The sequence below is a fragment of the Stenotrophomonas sp. RIT-551 genome, from assembly GCF_026241915.1.
GTDB lineage: Bacteria > Pseudomonadota > Gammaproteobacteria > Xanthomonadales > Xanthomonadaceae > Stenotrophomonas > Stenotrophomonas bentonitica_A.
In genome coordinates this window covers 58,115-78,178 of record NZ_JAPJIU010000007.1, presented here as the reverse complement: position 1 = coordinate 78,178, position 20,064 = coordinate 58,115, and the positions used below count along the sequence as shown (strand labels likewise).

Annotated in this window: 14 protein-coding genes; 7 read left to right on the top strand and 7 right to left on the bottom strand. The window is 67.8% G+C overall.

Translation table 11 applies throughout. The features are described from left to right. Nucleotides 1-66: 66 nt before the first annotated feature. Together ORK51_RS10445 and ORK51_RS10440 are read right to left on the bottom strand one after the other, a co-directional pair. On the bottom strand, nt 67-1,569 hold the full coding sequence (locus tag ORK51_RS10445) for a M23/M56 family metallopeptidase (RefSeq protein ID WP_266084859.1): 1,503 nt from the start codon (nt 1,567-1,569) through the stop codon (nt 67-69). Next, the gene (locus tag ORK51_RS10440; protein ID WP_266084858.1) at nt 1,566-1,952 is read right to left on the bottom strand and encodes a BlaI/MecI/CopY family transcriptional regulator; all 387 of its coding nucleotides are present in this window, start codon (nt 1,950-1,952) and stop codon (nt 1,566-1,568) included. Before ORK51_RS10440 ends, ORK51_RS10445 begins: the two co-directional genes overlap by 4 nt. 222 nt (nt 1,953-2,174) lie before the next feature. Here ORK51_RS10440 and ORK51_RS10435 point away from each other — a divergent pair, with 222 nt between their 5' ends. The 4 genes from ORK51_RS10435 to ORK51_RS10420 all read left to right on the top strand — a co-directional run bounded on the left by ORK51_RS10435 (nt 2,175) and on the right by ORK51_RS10420 (nt 7,895). Beyond that, nucleotides 2,175-4,148 (top strand): oleate hydratase, encoded by a 1,974-nt coding sequence (locus ORK51_RS10435; protein WP_266084857.1) that lies wholly within the window; start codon nt 2,175-2,177, stop codon nt 4,146-4,148. 112 nt (nt 4,149-4,260) lie between these two features. After that, nucleotides 4,261-4,863 carry an ECF-type sigma factor gene (locus tag ORK51_RS10430; protein ID WP_266084856.1) on the top strand — a complete coding sequence of 201 codons (603 nt, stop codon included), beginning with the start codon at nt 4,261-4,263 and terminating at the stop codon, nt 4,861-4,863. Next, the gene (locus ORK51_RS10425) at nt 4,860-7,550 is read left to right on the top strand and encodes a serine/threonine-protein kinase (RefSeq protein WP_266084855.1); all 2,691 of its coding nucleotides are present in this window, start codon (nt 4,860-4,862) and stop codon (nt 7,548-7,550) included. Before ORK51_RS10430 ends, ORK51_RS10425 begins: the two co-directional genes overlap by 4 nt. A gap of 69 nt (nt 7,551-7,619) precedes the next feature. Beyond that, entirely contained in the window at nt 7,620-7,895 is a 276-nt protein-coding gene (locus tag ORK51_RS10420; protein WP_266084854.1) for a hypothetical protein, read from the top strand. Nucleotides 7,896-7,927: 32 nt separating this feature from the next. Here the strand turns inward: ORK51_RS10420 and ORK51_RS10415 are convergent, their stop codons facing one another. Both ORK51_RS10415 and ORK51_RS10410 read right to left on the bottom strand, forming a co-directional pair. Further along, nucleotides 7,928-9,061, bottom strand: coding sequence for a metallophosphoesterase (locus ORK51_RS10415; protein WP_070426897.1), 1,134 nt, complete (start codon nt 9,059-9,061; stop codon nt 7,928-7,930). A 128-nt stretch (nt 9,062-9,189) separates the two neighbouring features. Then, nucleotides 9,190-10,614 carry a diguanylate cyclase gene (locus ORK51_RS10410; RefSeq protein WP_266084853.1) on the bottom strand — a complete coding sequence of 475 codons (1,425 nt, stop codon included), beginning with the start codon at nt 10,612-10,614 and terminating at the stop codon, nt 9,190-9,192. 143 nt (nt 10,615-10,757) lie between these two features. Here ORK51_RS10410 and ORK51_RS10405 point away from each other — a divergent pair, with 143 nt between their 5' ends. The 3 genes from ORK51_RS10405 (at nt 10,758) to ORK51_RS10395 (ending at nt 14,955) form a co-directional block, all read left to right on the top strand. Further along, complete coding sequence (locus ORK51_RS10405; RefSeq protein WP_266084852.1) at nt 10,758-11,804, top strand: cation diffusion facilitator family transporter; 1,047 nt, start codon at nt 10,758-10,760, stop codon at nt 11,802-11,804. 87 nt (nt 11,805-11,891) lie between these two features. After that, nucleotides 11,892-12,641 carry a 2,3-diphosphoglycerate-dependent phosphoglycerate mutase gene (gene gpmA / locus ORK51_RS10400; protein WP_046272080.1) on the top strand — a complete coding sequence of 250 codons (750 nt, stop codon included), beginning with the start codon at nt 11,892-11,894 and terminating at the stop codon, nt 12,639-12,641. A 220-nt stretch (nt 12,642-12,861) separates the two neighbouring features. Next, entirely contained in the window at nt 12,862-14,955 is a 2,094-nt protein-coding gene (locus ORK51_RS10395) for a M13 family metallopeptidase (RefSeq protein ID WP_046272079.1), read from the top strand. Nucleotides 14,956-15,041: 86 nt separating this feature from the next. Here the strand turns inward: ORK51_RS10395 and ORK51_RS10390 are convergent, their stop codons facing one another. The 3 genes from ORK51_RS10390 to ORK51_RS10380 all read right to left on the bottom strand — a co-directional run bounded on the left by ORK51_RS10390 (nt 15,042) and on the right by ORK51_RS10380 (nt 19,993). Next, a complete protein-coding gene (locus ORK51_RS10390) occupies nt 15,042-15,638 on the bottom strand; it encodes an HD-GYP domain-containing protein (protein WP_019184460.1) in 597 nt (198 codons plus the stop codon). 106 nt (nt 15,639-15,744) lie between these two features. Then, nucleotides 15,745-19,212, bottom strand: a complete 3,468-nt coding sequence (mfd, locus tag ORK51_RS10385; RefSeq protein ID WP_266084851.1) for a transcription-repair coupling factor — start codon at nt 19,210-19,212, stop codon at nt 15,745-15,747. A 235-nt stretch (nt 19,213-19,447) separates the two neighbouring features. After that, the gene (locus tag ORK51_RS10380) at nt 19,448-19,993 is read right to left on the bottom strand and encodes a GNAT family N-acetyltransferase (RefSeq protein ID WP_019184458.1); all 546 of its coding nucleotides are present in this window, start codon (nt 19,991-19,993) and stop codon (nt 19,448-19,450) included. Nucleotides 19,994-20,064: the final 71 nt, after the last annotated feature.

The window sequence follows — 20,064 nt, the reverse complement described above, 5'->3', positions numbered from 1 at the left end:
CCCTCCTGTGGCCAGGAAAACGAAATGCAGCGGAGGGGCGGATGTGTGGGGGGAGCGGTCAGCCGGTCATGGCAGATGCGCCTGCGGGTCGACGCGCTCGCCGTTGCGGAGCATTTCCAGGTGCAGGTGCGGACCGGTCACGCGTCCGGTGCTGCCGACGCGGGCGATCTGCTCGCCGGCCTTCACCTGCTGCCCGACCACGACATCGGTGCCCTGCAGGTGCGCATACAGCGTCTGCCAGCCTTGGCCGTGATCGATCACCACCACCGTGCCGTACTGGGGACCGTCCGGGTAGGCAGTCGTGGCCGCGACGACGCGCCCGTCGGCGGGGGCCAGCACGGGCGTGCCGGAGCGTGCACCGAAATCGGTTCCGCGGTGCGGCCGCTGCCGGATGCTGCCGGTGTCGCCGAAGTGACCGGTGACCCGCGGTGTCGCCAGCGGCGCCTGGAAACGTATTTCGCTGGAGCGCTGGCGCACCGGTGGCAATGGCAGGGGCAGCACGGCATGCGTCATCGAGGCCGCAGGCGGCGCATTGCCGGCGGCAGGATCCGGCAGCGGCCGCGCCGTACTCGCCTGCATCACCATCAGCAGACTCCCGACCAGCAGCGCGCTGCCCAGCAGCATCACACGCCGTGATCGTGCCAGCGGCCGCGCGGCATCGCCATGCAGCATGTGGCGGATGCGGATTTCATGGCCGGCCAGATCGCGGTGGGTCAGTGCCTGGGCAGGCGTGTGGGCGGCGGCGGACAGGCGCAGCGTGCGCACATAGGCGGTGGCGAACTCGCGCCCGCCCTGGGCATCTTCGGCGAGTGCCCGCGCATCGCAGCGCAGTTCTGCCGCCAGCTGCACGCGTGCGGTGAGGCGGGGCAGGAACGGGTTGAACCACAGCAGGGCGTTGATCACCGCCATCAGACCCGCGCGCTGCGGATCGCGGCGCACCAGGTGCGCTGCTTCATGGCCGAGGATCAGGCTCAACGCACGGTCCTCCAGGTGTGCCAGCGCCGACCGGGGCAGCACGATCATCGGTCGTGGCCAGCGCACTGCGAACGGGCTCACTGGCATTGCGCTGAGGCGACAGACAACGCCGGCCGACATCAGCCGCTGCGCGCAGGCACGGCTGCGCGGTCCCGGCCAGTCTGCGGGCGTGATCGGGGTCGTGGCGCGGCACAGCCGGGCCGTGGCCCGCATGCCGTAGGCCACGCGCAGCAAGGCGATGCCCAGGCCGGCGAAATACAGCGCCGCCAGCAGCATGGCGGTGGAAGGACGTATCCAGGGAGAGGTCGCCGCAACGCCGCCGGCGCTGCCGGCGTCTCCCAGGTCCAACGCGACCGGCAGCGGCATCGTCAGCACGGGCGGCAGCGCGACAAGCGGTGCGGGCACCCACAGCGCCACCAGCGTCGACAGCAGCACGGGCATCACCGCCAGCAACCACAGCCCCAGCCAGTAGCCATAGGCCGCGTGGGACAGGCCCAGGTGGCGGTGGAGGCGTTGGCCGGCAACCCAGGCCAGCCCGCCAGCGGCGAGGGCGCCCGCGGCCTGCACCGCCCAGAATCCCAGCGTCAGGCTCATGCCTGGTCGTCCTTGGCAGGTGCACGCAGCAGCGCGTCGAGCTGCTGCAGCTCCTGTTCGCTGAGCAGGCGGCTGTCGGCGAACGCCTGGGCCGGCAACGCGCCATCGATTTCCAGCACCCGGCGCGCGAAGTCGGTGCTGAGGGCGGCCAGCGTGGCGACCTTGCCGACCCGGGCGCGGTACATGTTCAACCCGTGCTCGATGGTTTCTTCGACCAGTCCCTTGTCGACCATCCGTTCCAGCGTCTTGCGCGTGGAGGAATAGGACCAGTCGAGCGCGGCCACGGCGCCGTTGTGGACTTCGCGCGCGCTGCAGGCGCCCTGGCGCCACAGTGCCTTGAGCAGTTCGAGCTCGGCGTTGGAGGGGGTAGGCAGCGCGGACATGGGAATCCCGATTTGGCGGAGTGTCGCAAGTGTGCGACATCTGTCGCAAAGAATGCAACCGCAAGGACATTGATGCGGATCAATGCCGTCACAGGTGGGGTGCGTACCATCGCGGTGTGCAGCGCGGTGCCAGGAGGGGGCCGCGAGCGGTAGGGAAGCCGTGCTGCCGGGCGCCGGGTCATCCGGTGCCTCCCGTGGGTCCATCGAATAAGGAGTGGAGATATGGCTGCCGAGGAAAAGAACGTGCACCGCGCGACGGTGATCGACAACGAACCCGACGCAACGGGTGGCTACTGGTCCAACCGGCCGGAGAACACGCTGCCGCCGCCGGACATGATGGGCGCCTACATGCGCAACCGCCCGGTGGCACCGGAGGGGGTGGCGACACGCAAGGCGTGGATCATCGGCACCGGCATCGCCGGCCTGGCCGCCGCGTTCTACCTCATCCGCGATGGCGGCATGCCCGCAGGCAACATCACCCTGATCGACAGCCTGGACATCGAAGGCGGCTCGCTCGATGGCGCCGGCGACCCCGAGCAGGGTTATCTCGTTCGCGGCGGGCGCGAAATGAACTGGAACTACGACAACTTCTGGGATCTGTTCCAGGATGTGCCGGCGCTGGAGCTGCCCGCCGGCTACAGCGTGCTCGACGAGTACCGGGCGGTGAACGACAACGACCCGAACTACTCCAAGGCCCGGCTGATGCACCAGCAGGGGAAGATCCAGGATTTCTCCACGTTCGGGCTGAGCAAGCCGCAGCAGTGGGAACTGGTCAAGCTCATGCTCAAGCGCAAGGAAGACCTCGACGATGTGACCATCGAGGACTACTTCAGCGACGGCTTCCTGCAGAGCAATTTCTGGTTCTTCTGGCGCTCGATGTTCGCCTTCGAGAACTGGCAGAGTCTGCTGGAGATGAAGCTCTACATGCACCGGTTCCTGGATGCCATCGACGGATTGAACGACATGTCCGCGCTGGTGTTCCCGAAGTACAACCAGTACGAAAGCTTCGTCAAACCGCTGGTGAAGATGCTGCGCGAGCAGGGTGTGCAGGTCACCTTCGGCACCCGGGTGTATGACCTGGACATGCGCGTGGAGGGGGAGACGCGTACCGTCATCGGCCTTCGCTGCCGCGTGGAGGGCAACGACACCCTGTTGCCGGTTGCGCAGGGCGATCTGGTGTTCGCGCTGACCGGCTCGATGACCGAGGGCACCGCCTACGGCGACATGGACACGGTGCCGGTGCTGAAGCGCCCCCGCGAAACACCCGGGCAGGACAGTGACTGGGCGCTGTGGCACAACCTCGCCGCGCAGTCGCCGATCTTCGGCAAGCCGGCGAAATTCCATGGCGATATCGACCGCTCGATGTGGGAGTCGGCCACGCTGACCTGCCGGCCCTCGCCGCTGGTGGACAAGATCAAGGCGCTCTCGGTCAACGACCCATACTCGGGCAGGACCGTGACCGGTGGGGTGATCACCTTCACCGACTCCAACTGGGTGCTGAGCTTCACCGTGAACCGGCAGCCGCACTTCGTCGATCAGCCCAGGGACGTGCTGGTGGTGTGGGTGTATGCGCTGCTGATGGACCAGAACGGCAACCACGTGGCCAAGCCGATGCCGGCCTGTACCGGCCGCGAGATCCTGGCCGAGCTGTGCTACCACCTGGGCATCGTCGACCAGCTTGACGAGATCGCTGCCAACACCAAGGTGCGCACCGCGCTGATGCCGTACATCACCGCGCAGTTCATGCCGCGCGCTGCTGGCGATCGCCCACACGTCGTGCCCAGGGGCTGCACCAACCTGGGCCTGCTCGGCCAGTTCGTGGAGACCCGCAACGATGTGGTGTTCACCATGGAAAGCTCGGTGCGTACCGCGCGGGTGGCGGTGTATACGCTGCTGGACCTGCCCAAGCAGGTGCCGGACCTGAGCCCGACCCAGTACGACATCCGCAACCTGGTCAAGGCCGCGCGTGCGCTCAACAACAACGAGCCCTTCCCCGGTGAGCGGCTGCTCCGGCGCGTGCTGGACAAGACCTACTTCGCGCACATCCTGCCGCCGCTGCCGGACACCGAACGCAGCCGTAGCGGTTTCGTCGAAGAGGAAATGTCCTGGCTGGTCGGAAAGGGCAGCAGCGCGCTGAAGGATCTCTCCACGCGGCTGGAAACGCTGCGCGAGACTCTGTCCAAGCGCGGGAAGTAGGCCGGTTCCGGTGCCGCGGTGACCGGGGATCACCGCGGCCCCCTCTGCATGCGGAGGGGGATCGGCGATACTGCAGGCTGATCGCCTGCTGTGATGCACGGACCCGCCCCACATGCCTTTTGATGCGACACCGCCTGCGGCCGAACGCCAGGATGTCACCCGCCTGCTGCGCCGCTGGAGCGAGCAGCACGACATCGCCGCCCGCGATCAGCTGCTTGCACTGCTGTATACGCAGCTGCGTGGCATGGCCGTGGCGCGCCTGGGCACGCCCCAGGATGGCGTGCTGCAGCCGACGGTGCTGGTGCACGAAGCACTGATGCGGATGATTGATGGCGAGGTCGGTTACCGCGACCGTGTCCACTTCCTTTCCCTGGCGGCCCTGAAGATGCGCAGCGTCCTGGTCGACCACGCGCGCGCGATGGCCGCCTCCAAACGCGGCGGTGGCGTGGTCAACCTGACCCTGTCCCATGTCGATCGGGAAGCCAGCACGGACCATGACGCCTTGGAGGTGTTGGCGCTCAATCGCGCGCTGGAAGCACTCGCACGACTGGATGAACGTGCCGCCCGTACGGTGGAATGGATGTATTTCGGCGGGATGGGCCGCGAAGAGATCGCCCTGGCGCTGGATGTCTCGGTACCCACGGTCGATCGCGACCTGCGGTTCGCCAAGGCGTGGTTGAACCGCCACCTGGCCGGACCGGCCACGCGCGCATGAGTGAGGCCGGTCACTGGCAGTGCGTGCGCGGGCTGTTCGACGCGGTCTGTGACCTGCCCGAGGCGCGTTGGCGTCCGGCCCTGCATGAGCTCTGTGACGACCCGGCCACGATCGACGAAACCCTGCAGCTGCTGCGTGCGCAGACGGCAGACCTGGGCGGTATCGAGCAGGCGCTGGCGGCGGTGATGGCCGCGATGGACGATCCAGCCGCACTGGTCGGGCAGCGGCTGGGGCCGTGGCGGTTGAGCCGCCTGCTCGCCGTTGGCGGGATGGGCGTGGTGTTCCTGGCCGAGCGCGCCGATGCGCTGTACCGGCGCGAAGTGGCGATCAAGTTGATGCGCCGGGCCTACGATCCGTTGCTGGCCACCCGGCTGGCCAGTGAAAGCCAGATCCTGGCCGATCTGCAGCATCCGCATATCGCCCGGCTCTACGATGTTGGCGTGGCCGAGGGTGGGCAGCCTTATCTGGTGATGGAATACGTACCGGGCGAGCCGCTCGACCGGGCCTGCGGCACGCTGGACCTGGCCGCCCGCCTGCGGCTGTTCGTGCAGATCTGCCGCGCGGTGCAGGCCGCGCATTCGCAGTCGGTGGTGCATTGCGACCTCAAGCCCGGCAATGTGCTGGTGCGGGCCGACGGCCAGCCGGTGTTGCTGGATTTCGGCATCGCGCATCTGCTGGGTGACGCCGAAGATAGCGCGCCATTCCTTACTCCGGCCTATGCCAGCCCCGAGCGGCTGGCGGGGCGCCCGGCCAGCGTGGTGGGCGATGTCTACAGTCTTGGCGTGATGCTGGAGCAGCTGCTGCAGCCCACACCGCCACCGGTGCGCAGGGTGCCTGCCGACCTGCTGGCGGTGGCCAGCAAGGCCCGTGCCACGGATCCGGCCGAACGTTATGCCTCCGCCGAAGCGCTGGCCGAGGATGTTGAACGGCATCTGGCCCATCGGCCGGTGCGTGCGCGGCGGCCAGGCCGTTGGCATCGCGCGCGCCTGCTGCTGCGGCGGCAATGGCGCGCCAGTGTGATCGTCGCGCTGGTGGCAGTGATGGTGCTGGCCTTCGTGCTGCGGCTGAGCGAGGCGCGCCACCAGGCCGAACAGAATGCGGCCGCCGCGGCAGGCATCGCCGATGTGCTGGTGGCCGCGTTCGACGCAGCCGATCCGGGCCTGCGCAACGGCACGCCGATGACCGCGCGCGAAGTTCTCGATCTGGGTGCACGACGGCTCGCGCATGACCTTACCGTGTCGCCCGCGCTGCGCGCACGCATGCAGGCCGCGCTGGGGCGCGCCTACCAGAATCTTGGTCAACCCCTCGATGCGCAGACCCTGCTGCGCGACAGTGTCGATGGCCTGGTGCGCACCGGCGCCGCGCCGCACGAGATCGCCGACGCGCGCGCCAGCCTGGCCGTGCAGCTGCTCAGCGCGGGGCAGGAAAAGGAGGCGCTGGCCAGTGCCGGGCACGCACTGGCGCTGCTGGAGCAGGACGATGATCCGGTGGTACGACTGAAGGCCTTGAACGCCCGCGGCCAGGCCCAGGCGCGGCTGGAGCAGCCGGCTGCCGCAGAGCAGTCCTTCCGCGCTGCGCTGGCGTTGAGCCGGGGCGGCAACCGTGCACCGCTGCAGCGCGGCGCCCTGGCTACGATGGCCAACCTGGGCGATCTGTACCGCAGCCAGGGCGAGCTGGACAAGGCCGAAGCGATTCTGCGCCAGGCCATGGCCGAGGCATCCCGCGAACAGGGTGTGCAGGGGGCGGAGTACCAGCGGGTCCTCCGCGCGCTGTCCTCGACCCTGCTCAACCAGGGTCGTATCGATGAAGCGCTGGCACTGGCCGAGCGCGGCTTCGCGCTGACCCGGCAGATGTTCGGCGCAGGCAGCAGCTACACCGCCTCGGCCGAAGCCGCGCTGGCGGGCCAGTACCTGGACCTGGGCCGTTACCAGGCCGCTGATCAGCACTTCCGCAACAGCCTGCAGACCAGCGCCGCCGTCGATGGCGTGGACAGCCGTGCCTACGCGGTCAAGCAGTACGCGCATGGGCTGATGGAGGAAGCGCGCGGCGACTATGCGCGGGCCGAGCAGAACTACCGCGCCGCGCTGGCGCGCTATCGGGCGCTGCTCGGGCCCGGGCACGCCGACACACTCGACGTGGAGATGGTGCTGGCCCGGTTGCTGTTGCGCACCGATCGCACGGCCGAGGCGCAGGCACCGCTGCAGCAGGTGGCCGCCCTGTGGCGACGCGAGCTGCCGCCCGAGTCGCCCCAGCTGCTGGTACTGCGCCTGGTCGAGATCGAATGGCTGACCCGTGCCGGGCAACTGGCCGAGGCCGCCCGTGCCCTTGCCGCATTCGGCCAGGACCATCCCGGCCTGCCACCGTGGCTGCAACTGCGCCTGCAGATGCAGCAGGCGCTGCTGGCCCAGCGCCGTGGCGATCCTGCCGCGGTACCGCTGTCGGCGCAACTCGTCGAGACGTTCACCGGCTTCTACGGCGCCGATTCCACGGCCACCGCCAAATGGCGCATCCCGCTGGCCGAGGCCATGTACGCCAACGGCGATGCCGCCGGTGCCCGCGCCCAGATCGCCCGGGCCCGGCCGCACCTGCAGGAACTGGCGCCGACGTCGGAGTTCCTCGGCCGCATCACCGTGCTGGAACAGCGCCTCGATGGCGGCCATGCGCGGGAGCTGGCCGGGACGCGATAGGTTTGTGATGGTTTTCACGGTTTATCGATCAGGAGGCCGATTCCGGGCCTCGTTGATCGAAGGGAAGCCATGTCAGACCATCTCCATCCCGATGCCAGCCGCACTGCCGCGCCTCCGCCGGCAGCCCCGGCCGACGCCATGGACCTCCATGACGCCGAGCTGGACATCATGCAGGCACGCGGCCCGTTCCGTGCGTTCCGCAAGGCCTACGGCAAAGCGCGCGACTGGCATTGTTCGCGGGGGCGCGCCGCGGTGGTCGCCCTTCGCTTCGCCCTGACCGGCGACAGCGGCCGCTTCCGCAGCCACGGTGGCTGGATGGTCTCGCGCATCTACAAGCCGCGCTGACGCGGACGGGCTGACCGGCAGGCAACGCCCGGTCAGTCGCTCTCGCCCATCCTGCCTTCGGCCAGCGGCACCCGCGAGCCATCGAGCAGGCCGCGGCTCAGCGTACCGTTCTCGATGAACAGCAGTTCGCCGTTCTCACCGTTCTTGATGCTGCTGTCGATGGCGATGATGCGGTCGCCGTGGAAGCTGCTGACATGCGGCATCGAGGTGTGGCCGACCACGATGCGGGTGAGATCGAGCTGTTTGAGCAGGGCCTCGACCTGGGCGGTGTCCATGCGGCCATCGAAGTAGCCGCGGTACCAGATCGGGCTGGTCTTGCCATCGAACAGGCGAGCGGTGTCCGGTGCAGCCTTGACCTGCTCCTTCGGCAGACCGACCGCCGCCTGGTAGCCGGCATTGGTGGCCTCCATGTTGCGCACCAGGTCCAGGTTCTCCGGGGCGATGCCGCCGTGCAGGAACAGGGTATCGCCGATGCGCAGCAGCACCGGGCGGGTGCGCAGCCACTGGCCGATCGTCGAATCCGGCCCATACAGCGCGGGATAGGAACGGCCCAGCAGCTGCGCGCTCTTGAGGTACTTCGGATTGACATAGCGCAGGTCGTTGTAGAGCACCATCGTCTCGTGGTTGCCGAGCACGAAGTGCACCGCACCGCCGGCGGCTGCGGCCTGCTGCTGCAGGCTGTACAGCAGCCAGAACGCCTCGGTGACCTGCGGGCCGCGATCGAAGACATCCCCGGCCACCACCAGCGTGGCATCACCCAGCGACCAGCGGTCGTCGTTGTCGATCACGTGATGGGCCCGCAGCAGTTTCACCAGCAGGCCGTACTGGCCATGGATGTCCGACAGCGCGACGATCCGCGGCGTGGCCGGGAAGCGCGCGACCTCCGCCGTGCGTGGTGGCAGCACGCTCAGCGGGTGCGGATAGCCGCATTCGGGCGCGACCATCGTGGCCTGTTCGCCCGCCGGCAGCTCGCGGCGGATCACATGGTCCTTGCACACCCAGGCTGCCTCCAGCCCCGTGGCGGTACGGAACACATAGGGACCATCGGCATCGACGTGCTCGGCTGGCGCCGCCACCTCGCGTGCGGTGGCCAGCATCGGTGTGATCAGCAGCGCCGACTGGAGCAGCAGCAGAGCAGGGCGGGTCAGGGCGCGGCGGATCGACATCGGGAGGTTCCTGTAGCGGACGGCAGTACCGCGATGCTACGCCGCACCGGGCACGCCAGGCATGCGCCATTGGTCAGCCACTGTTGCCGCAACAGGCGGATGAGGGGGCGGCATCCGCCCCGGCGGGATCACCCGCGCTGCAGGGCCTGCCGGCCCGGGGCGTCGGGCAGTGCGTCGGTAGCCACTACCACCTGGTCACGGCCCCGCTTCTTGGCCTGGTACATCGCTGCATCGGCGCGTGCCATCAGCCGCTCGTAATCGGGGTGGCCATCGTGTGCGGCCACGCCGATGCTGGTGGTCAACGACAAGCTGTGGCCGTTGGCCAGCTGCACCGGGCTCTGCGCGATGTGCTTGCGCAGGTTCTCGGCGATCACCTCGGCCTGCGCGGCAGTCGCGGCGACCAGCACCACCACGAACTCCTCCCCGCCATAACGGAACAGGTAGTCGCTGCCGCGGGTAAGCTGGCCGAGCAGGGCGGCCACGTGCTGCAGGGCGCGGTCGCCCCCATCGTGTCCGTGCGCGTCGTTGATCGCCTTGAAGTGATCCAGATCCAGCAGCAACACCGAGAACGGTGTCTGCGTGGAATTGGCCAGTTCGATCTCCCGGCGCAGCACGGTTGGCAGGAAGCGGCGGTTGAGCAGGTTGGTCAGTGCATCGCTGCCGGCATCGAGCTCACCGATCCGTTCGAACAACATGCCCATCAGCGTGCGGATCTGCGCCAGCCGCTCGCGGATCCCCTGCAATGCGCCGAAGCGCGCCGCGAAATCAGCATGCGCCAAGGCTTCCTGCAGCTGTGTATCGACCGCGGCCACCAGCGCGCCGACCTGGCCGGTTTCGCTGCTTTCGCCGAAGCTGGGAATGCCCTTGTGGGTAAACCACAGGCCGAACTCGGACTGGGCCAGCCCGGTGAGCTCGGCCTCGGCATTCTGGCTGGCCATCGCATAGAGCAGGGCGTTTTCCCAATCCAGCAGCAGGGCACGCTGCCGTTCGCGCTCGGTGCTGACGTTCTGCACCAGCGAGAACAGGCGGTAAGCCGCATCCGTCCGCGAGGAACGCTCGCGTGCGTGCGTATACGCCAGCGTCATGCCTTCCAGCGCGATGTCCATCGAGGCGCTGAGGCAGTGGATCGCCGCGAAGGCGGTCGCGCTTTCGTCGGCCTGAGCGATGATGCGGTCGAACAGGCGATGCTTGAGTACACGCGCACCGCGGGCCACCAGATCCACCGGAATGCCCACGCGGGCATGCACGTCACCGATCACGCGCTGGGCGGCGACCAGCGCGTTGATGCTGTCCGGGGTAGCGGTGAGAATCTGCTGCAGCCAGCGCTGCATCGCTGGCTTCAGGCGCAGCCGCACCTGGTCGTGCGAGAGGAAGCGGCTGGCGCGCGGGTCTTCGAGCAGCACGTCGTAGAAATGGTGGGCCAGCCCGGGCGGGCTCTCCGCCGACAGGCCAGCCAGCAGTGTCGCCGCCGCCGCCGGCGTCCGCGCCAGCGTATCGGCCCAGGCCAGCGCCAGCGGTTGGCTGGCCTCATCAAGATTTGGAACGTTATGCACGATTGTCTTCCCGCCACACAGGCCGTCGAGAGGTAGCGGCCGGGCGCTGTAGTTATTGAATTGCAAACTGAACGCTGCGGTAAGTGTAATAGTCTCCGCGCGAGGCGCTGCTTAACCTGCCGGCATTGTCCAGGAGAGCTTTCATGGGTCACGACCACGACCATCTGCCCAGCGAGATCCGCCACGAGAAGCCGCTGTGGTGGGCGCTGGGCCTGACCACCACTTTCCTGCTGGTGGAGGTGGCCGGCGCGTTCTGGACCAACAGCCTGGCACTGCTGTCCGATGCCGCGCACATGGCCACCGACACCCTCGCGCTGATGATCGCGCTGGTCGCGGTCCGGCTCAGCCGACGCCCGCCCGATGCCAAGCGCACCTATGGCTATGCGCGGCTGGAGGCCATCGGCGCGATGATCAACGGCGGCATGCTGTTCGTGGTCGCTGGCTACATTCTCTGGGAGGCGGTGCAGCGTTTCCGCGCGCCGCAGGAGATCGCCTCCACCGGCATGCTGGTGATCGCGGTATTCGGGCTGGTCATCAACCTGATTTCGATGCGCCTGCTGCGTGCTGGCAGCGGCGAGAGCCTCAACGTCAAGGGGGCCTACCTGGAAGTCTGGGCGGACATGCTGGGCTCGGTCGCAGTGATTCTCGGCGCGCTGCTCATCCGCTGGACCGGCTGGAAACCGATCGATCCGATCCTGGCCGTGCTGATCGGCCTGTGGGTGCTGCCGCGCACCTGGGTGTTGATGCGCGAGGCGATCAACGTGCTGCTCGAAGGCGTGCCCAAGGGCATGGATGTCGCTGAGGTGCGCAGCACCCTGTGTACGCACGATGGGGTGGTGGATGTGCACGACCTGCACGTCTGGGCGCTGGCCTCCAGTACCCCGGCACTGACCGCGCACGTGGTGATGGGGGCCGGTGTGGATGCGGACCGTCTGCGCCGCGAGCTGGGCACCCGGCTGCACGAGCAGCACGGCATCGACCACGTGACCCTGCAGATCGAGACGGACCACTGCGGCGACCCTTGCAGCGTCGGCACCCCGCGTGACCCGCATGCCGACGACCATGCCGGGCATGACCACGCCACGCACGATCATGCCGGCCATGCACACGGCAGCCACGCACACGGCAGCAACGACAGCCGGCGCGCCGCACCGGACGCGCAGGGCCATCACGGGCATCCGCATCCCTGAGCGCCACGGGCGGCCCGACGGCGGACGGGCAGGGCAGGGTTGCCGCTACAATGCGGGTCTGCCTTGCCATCTGTCGGAGATACTGCAGTGACCCGGAAACTCGTACTGTTGCGCCACGGCCAGAGCCAGTGGAACCTGGACAACCGCTTCACCGGCTGGGTGGACGTGGAACTGACTGAACAGGGCCGCCGCGAGGCTGCCGCCGCCGGCCGCCTGATGCGTGAAGAAGGCCTGCAGTTCGATGTCGCGCACACCTCGGTGCTCAAGCGCGCCATCCACACCCTGCAGGGCGCCCTGGCCGAGCTGGACCAGGACTGGCTGCCGGTCAGCAAGAGCTGGCGCTTGAACGAGCGCCATTACGGCGGCCTGCAGGGCCTGGACAAGGCCGAGACCGCGGCCAAGCACGGCGAGGACCAGGTCAAGATCTGGCGCCGTTCCTATGACATCCCGCCGCCGGCGATGGACGTCGAAGACCCGGGTCACCCGATCCATGACCGTCGTTATGCCGGCCTGGACCGCAACGCGCTGCCGGGCACCGAATCGCTGGCCACCACGCTGGACCGCGTGCTGCCGTACTGGTTCGATTCCATCGCCCCGCAGCTGAAGGATGGCAAGACCGTACTGGTCACCGCCCACGGCAATTCGCTGCGCGCGCTGTACAAGTACCTCAACAACGTCTCGCAGGAAGCCATCCTGGAGCTCAACATCCCGACCGGCATCCCGCTGCTGTTTGAACTCAACGACGACCTGACCGTGCAGTCGTTCCGCTACCTGGGCGACCCGGAAGCGGCGCGCAAGGCGGCTGAGGCCGTGGCGAACCAGGGCAAGGCGAAATAACAACGAAAGGCCGGCGCAAGCCGGCCTTTCTTTACCCCCGCGGGCAGGGCCACCCCATGGGGGGCTGCACGCGACGCCGGCGTCCTGCAGCCACCCATGGGGTAGCTCTACCGCTGCGCGATGGTGTGACCTTTGGCCGGTCCGCCCCGGCCCCTCCCGCGCTACGCTGCCCGATTGCCCGTGATCCGGGTGATGCATCCATCTGTAGCCGGAGAGTCGAATGAAGTTTTCCAAGCTGGTCCCGCTGGGCCTGACCGCCGCCATCGCCGTGTCGCTGGCGTCCTGTGGCAAGACCGATACCGCGCCTGCCGCCACTGCCGATGCCAAGCCGGCATTCGATCAGTCGCAGATCAAGACCGCGCTGATCTCGCTCAACAATGCCGATCTGGACACCGCCATCGCCGCCTGTACCGACCTCAACGGGTTCGTGAACAGCAAGTGGCTCAAGGCCAACCCGGTCCCGAACGACCAGACCACCTGGGGCAGCTTCGAAATCCTGCGCGAGCGCTCGCTGGAAGTGCAGCACGCGCTGGTCCAGCAGGCTGCCGCCAGCCAGGCCAAGGCCGGCACGGTGGAAGCCAAGATCGGTGACATCTGGAAGACCGGTTCGGACGAAGCCAAGATCGAGGCCGCCGGCATCACCCCGTTGCAGCCGCAGCTGGACAAGATCGCCGCGCTGAACGACACCGCCGCCATCACCCAGTACCTGCGCGACAGCCAGGCGGTGGGCCAGGGCGTGCTGTTCTCGCTGTTCGCCAACGCCGATTACAAGGACTCGGCCAACGTCATCGCCTATGTCGGCCAGGGCGGCCTCGGCCTGCCGGAGAAGGGCTATTACTTCGACGATTCGCAGGCCAAGATCCGCGATGCGTACGTTGCCTACATCGCCCAGGTGCTGACCCTGTCCGGCGTCGATGCCGAGCAGGCCAAGACCCAGGCCAAGGCCGTGATGGACTTCGAGACGCGCCTGGCCAAGGCCTCGATGTCGCGCATCGAAATGCGTGACCCGGCCAAGCGATACAACCCGGTCAGCGCCGCGGACGCGGACAAGCTGACCCCGAACTTCAGCTGGACCGCGCTGTTCGACACCCTGAAGGTGCCGGCCGCGCAGAAGTTCTCGATGGCCCAGCCGGGCTTCTTCGGGGAAGTGGACAAGATGCTGGCCGACGTGCCGGCGGCCACCTGGCAGGCCTACCTGCGCTTCCACACCATCGATGACGCTGCGCCGTACCTGAGCAGCGCCTTCGAAAAGGCCAACTTCGATTTCTACAGCACCACCCTGCGTGGCCAGAAGGAAATGCAGCCGCGCTGGAAGCGCGTGCTGGAGTCGGTCAACGGCGCCATCGGCGAAGGCCTGGGCCAGATGTATGTCGACGCCGTGTTCCCGGCCGACTCCAAGGTGCAGATGCAGCACCTGGTGGAGAACCTCTCGGTGGCGCTGAAGGCGCGCCTGGAGAAGCTGGAGTGGATGAGCGAAGACACCCGCAAGAAGGCGCTGGAGAAGTGGGCCAGCTTCACCCCGAAGATCGGCTACCCGGACAAGTGGCGTGACTGGTCGGGCCTGGAAACCAACGGCGACAGCTACCTGGGCAACATGCAGGCCGCGCGCACGTTCAACTACCGCTACATGCTCAACAAGATCGGCAAGCCGGTGGACAAGACCGAGTGGGGCATGACCCCGCAGACCGTCAACGCCTACTACAACGCCACCAAGAACGAGATCGTGTTCCCGGCGGCGATCCTGCAGGCGCCGTTCTTCGACGCCAAGGCCGATCCGGCGCTGAACTACGGCGGCATCGGTGCGGTCATCGGCCACGAGATGATGCACGGCTACGACGATTCGGGCAGCCAGTTCGCCGCCAACGGCAACTTCGACAACTGGTGGACCGACAGCGACCGTGCCGCCTTCACCCAGCGTACCGACCAGCTGGTCGCGCAGTTCGACGGCTATGAATCGCTGCCGGGCGTGAACGTGAAGGGCAAGCTGACCCTGGGCGAGAACATCGGCGACCTGGGTGGCCTGACCGTGGCGTACGACGCGCTGCAGATGGCGCTGAAGGAAGACCCGAAGGCCAACGTCGAGGTCGACGGCTATTCGCAGGACCAGCGCTTCTTCATGAACTGGGCCACCGTGTGGCGCCGCAACTTCAATGAAGGCGAGCTGCGCGTGCGCCTGAACACCGATCCGCACGCCCCGGCCAACTTCCGTGCCAACGGTGCGCCGTCGAACATGCCGGCGTACGCGCAGGCGTTCGAGTGCAAGGCCGGCGATGCGATGGTGCGGGCCGACGACAAGCGCGTTGTGATCTGGTGATCGCACGCGGTTGAGTGAGACATGAAAAACCCGGCGAAAGCCGGGTTTTTCTTTTCCCGCACGCTCGCGCCAAACCCAGGCCGAGACTACGTAGTGGCGGCCATCATCCGGGTGAACAGGCCGAACACTTCCGGGTCGATCAGGCCGCCCTGCTGGTCGGCAAGAATGCCCATCGCCTTGGCATGCGGCATCGGCCCCCGGTACGGGCGGGCGCTGGTCATCGCGTCGTAGCCATCGACGATGGTCAGCACGCGTGCACCCAGCGGGATCGCGCTGCCTTTGAGCCCATCCGGATACCCGCCGCCGTCGAAGGCCTCGTGGTGTGCGCGGATCAGCCGCGCCACCTCGGCCGCGTCGCTGCGCCCGGTCGCGGCGAAGATGCGTTCACCGCGCTCGGGGTGGGTTCGCATGATCGCGCGCTGTTCGTCATCCAGCCGGGCCGGGTGCAGCAGCACGTTGTCCGGAATGCCGATCTTGCCGATGTCGTGGAAGCGCGCAGCCAGGGCCAGGTGTGCGCGCTGCGCGTCATCCAGATCGCACAGGCGGCCGAGCTGCTCGCCGAGCAGGCCGACGCGGTCGCAATGGAATCGGGTGTACTGGTCGCGCATCTGCAGTGACATCGACAGGGCATCGATGGAACACGCCTGCGGATGGGCAGCGTCGAACCGGGGGGAGTCGAACATGGGGGCGTCCGGTGGTGGGCGGCCGGAAGACCGCCATCCTGGCAGGACGGCATGCCGCCCGTGCCGGTGGAAAGATACCGCCTGGCGAGCGGCGCCAGGCGTGAAATCAGCGCGGGGACAGGGTCAGCAGCAATGCCTTGGCGGCACTGAAGCGGTCTTCAGGCAGCGGCAACGGGTGCTTGATGCGCAGCTTGTCCGGCCCATCCATCGTATACAGCTTGGGCTGCTTCTGGATCAGCTGGATCACCGCCATCGGGTCGATCTCCGGCTTGGGATTGAACACGATGCGGCCACCGTTCTCGCCCAGTTCCAGCTTGCGGATACCCAGCACGTTGGCCTGCAGCTTGAGCTCGGCGATGGCGAAGAGGTGCTTGGCCGGGTCCGGCAGCAGGCCGAAGCGGTCGATCATCTCCACCTGCAGTTCGCGCAGCTCACCGCCGTCGCGCGCGCTGCTGATGCGCTTGTACAGTGTCAGTCGGGTGTGCACGTCGGGCAGGTAGTCGTCCGGGATCAACGCCGGCACATGCAGTTCGACCTCGGCACCGCGCGCTTCTTCGCCCGCATCCAGGTCCGGCAGTTTGCCCAGGCGGATGCTGCGCACCGCCCGTTCGAGCAGTTCGGTGTACAGGCTGAAACCGACCTCGGCCATCTGCCCGCTCTGGTCTTCGCCGAGCAGTTCGCCCGCACCGCGGATCTCAAGATCGTGCGTGGCCAGGGTAAAGCCGGCGCCAAGTTCGTCCATCGAGGCGATCGCCTCCAGGCGCTTTTCGGCATCGGGCGTCATCGCGCGCTTGTCCGGCACCACCAGGTAGGCATAGGCACGGTGGTGCGAGCGACCGACACGGCCGCGCAGCTGGTGCAGCTGGGCCAGGCCGAAGCGGTCGGCGCGGTTGATGATGATGGTGTTGGCGTTGGGGATGTCGATGCCCGATTCGATGATCGTGGTCGACAGCAGCACGTTGAAGCGCTGCTTCTGGAAGTCAAGCATCACCCGCTCCAGCTCGCGCTCGGGCATCTGCCCGTGCGCGATGCCGATGCGGGCCTCGGGCACCAGCTCGGCCAGCTCGCGCTGCATGCGGCCGATGCTCTCCACGTCGTTGTGCAGGAAGTACAGCTGGCCACCACGGGCCAGCTCGCGCTGGAACGCCTCGCGCAGCAGCGCGTTGTCCCAGGCGGTGATGAAGGTCTTGACCGCCAGGCGGTTCGGCGGCGGCGTGGCGATGATGGACAGATCGCGCAGCCCGGCCATGGCCATGTTGAGCGTGCGCGGGATCGGCGTGGCGGTCAGCGTGAGCAGGTGCACGTTGGCGCGCATCGCTTTGAGCGCTTCCTTCTGGCGCACACCGAAGCGCTGCTCTTCATCGACGATGACCAGGCCCAGATCCTTGAACTTCACGTCCGGCTGCAGCAGCCGGTGCGTACCGACGATCACATCGATGGTGCCGGCCGCGACCTTCTCCAGTTCGGCCTTGATCTCCTTGGTGGATTTGAAGCGCGACAGCACCTCCACCTTGAGCGGCCAATCGGCGAAACGATCGCGGAAGTTGCGGTAATGCTGTTCGGCCAGCAGCGTGGTCGGCACCAGCACGGCCACCTGCTTGCCTGCACTGGCCGCGGCGAACGCGGCGCGTACGGCGACTTCGGTCTTGCCGAAGCCGACGTCGCCGCAGACCACGCGGTCCATCGGCTGGCTGCTGGCCAGATCGCGCAGCGTCGCGTCGATCGCGGCGAGCTGGTCGGGCGTCTCCTCGAACGGGAACCCGGCCGCGAACGGCTCGTACATCGCGCGGTCCACGTGCAGCGCCAGGCCGGCACGGGCACGGCGACGTGCCTGGATTTCCAGCAGTTCGGCGGCGACGTCGCGGACCTTTTCGGCCGCCTTGCGCTTGGCCTTGGTCCACTGCTCGCCACCGAGCGAATGCAGCGGAGCGGTTTCCGGCGAGGCACCGGAATAGCGGCTGATCAGGTGCAGCTGGGCGACCGGCACGTACAGGCGGTCGCCCTTGGCGTATTCGATTTCCAGGAACTCGCCGGGCATGCCGCCGGCATCGAGCACGATCAGGCCGCGGTAACGGCCGACACCGTGGTCTTCATGCACGATCGGCGAGCCTTCGCTCAGCTCGCCGAGGTCGCGGATGATCGCCTCGGGCTCGCGCCCGGCGCGGCGGCTGCGGCGCTGCTGGCCGGCCCGTTCCGGGAACAGCTGGCGCTCGGTGAGCACCGCGATCGGCGGGTTCTCCAGCGCGAAGCCGTCTTCAAGCGGCGCCACGGTGATGCCGAAGCGCACGCTGTCATCGGCCAGGAAGCCGGGCAGGTCGGCGACCACCGGCGGCTTCAGCTCCGCGGCGAGCAGTACTTCCAGCAGCGCCTCGCGGCGGCCGGCGGAATCGGCGGCGATCAGCACCCGGCCCGGGTAATGCCCGATGAAGGATTTGAGCGCTTCTCCGGCCGGCGCATCACGCGCGGCGACCGGCAGCGGAGGCAGCGGCTGGTCGCCCAGCGGCTGCGCATCGGCGATGCGGTCGTGATCCGGCGGCCAGACCTCCACCCGGGCCAGCCCGTTGAGCGTGGCGCGCAGTTGTTCCGGGCTGGCGTACAGCTCTTCCGGGGCCAGCAGCGGGCGCTCCACATCATGGCGGCGCTGTTCGTAGCGGTTCTGGGTCTGCGCCCAGAAAGCGGCAGCGGCCTCGAACACGTTGGGCGCGAGCACCGGCAGCACGTTGGGCTGCAGGTAATCGAGCAGGGTCGCGGTCTGGTCGAAGAACAGCGGCAGGTAATACTCGATGCCGGCAGGTGCGATGCCGGCCTTGAGATCCTGGTACAGCGCGCTGCGGCGGGTGTCCACGTCGAAGCGTTCGCGCAGCGTAGCAAGCACCCGCGAGACGCTGAGATCGTCCAGCGGCACTTCGCGGCCGGGCAGCATGTGCACGGCCTCGACCTTGTCCAGCGAACGCTGCGATTCCGGATCGAAGGCGCGGATCGAATCGATGTCTTCGTCCAGCAGTTCCACCCGCAGCGGCGCATCGGCACCCATCGGATAGACATCCAGCAGGCCGCCACGCACGGCGAAATCACCCGGGTCCATCACCTGCGGCACGTTGCGGTAGCCGGCCGATTCCAGACGGCGCTTTTCCGCATCCAGATCCAGCCGCTGCCCAACCGTCAGGTCGAAGCTGCCGCCGATGACGTACTTGAGCGGGGCCAACTGCTGCAGCAGCGTCTGCACAGGCACCACGACGATGCCGCGCTTGAGCGCGGGCAGGGCGTGCAGCGCCGCCAAGCGCTGGGAAATGATGTCCGGGTGCGGGCTGAAGGCGTCGTAGGGCAGGGTTTCCCAGTCCGGGAAGGCCACGATCGGCACATCGCCAGCACTGCCCAGCAGGGTGTGCAGGTCGGCTTCGATCTGGTTCGCGCCATGGTTGTCGCGCGCGACCACCAGCAACGGCCCGTCGTGCGACTGTGCCGCGCGGGCGATGTACCACGCCAGCGCTGTCGCCGAAGCGGGAGCGCGCCACCAGGCGCGGAGCTGTCCAGGACGTGGCAGCGGCGGAGCGGGATAGGAGGTGCGTGACATGAACCGTCGATTTTAGCAGACCGCAACGTGGCGGCCGCGTCATCCAGCGGCGGCAAGCGCAGGGACGATCCCGTTGCCGGTCGTGCCTGTAGTACCAGTAGTACCGGTAGTGAGGTAGTACCGGGAGTGCGGTAGTGCCGGCCGCTGGCCGGCTCCAGGCGATGCACGATGTCCGCGAGCCGGCCAGCGGCCGGCTCTACGGATCAGGATCAGGGCGCGGACACGCGCCCCCGTTTCAGCTGTCCAGTTCCAGCACCATGCGCACCAGGCCCGGGGTGCCGTTCGGGTGGGGGATCGGCTGGAAGCCCAGCGAGGCGGCCAGCTGCTTCATCGGCTCGTTCTCTTCGGCGACATCGCCGTACAGGCGATCCAGGTACTTGCCGCGCGCCCATTTGACCAGTTTGCGCATCAGCTGGCGGCCCAGGCCCTGGCCGACCAGGAAGCGGCTGACCAGGATCGCGTACTCGGCTTCGCGGGTGCCGGGAATGATCGAGGCGCGCGCAACCGCACCCACCACGGCTTCACCGGCGGGCAGGGACTCGGCCGCGACCAGGGTGATTTCGCTCTTGGGATTCGGGTGGGTCAGGCGCTGCGTCGTCTCCGGCGACAGTTCGGTCACCGACTGCAGGAAACGGTCGCGGATCTCTTCGGGACCGAACAGACTGAACGCGGCATGCAGCGGCGGGCCGTCTTCGGGCCGGATGGGGCGGATCAGCAGCTCGTGGCCACTGGGTGCCTTGAAAATCTCGTGCCAGGGCGGCATGCGGTTACGGGTAGCCATACCGGTGATTCCTTGGTGGTCTTCGGATTCTCGCATCCCGGGGGCAGCGTTCCGTGAACGGATCACTCACG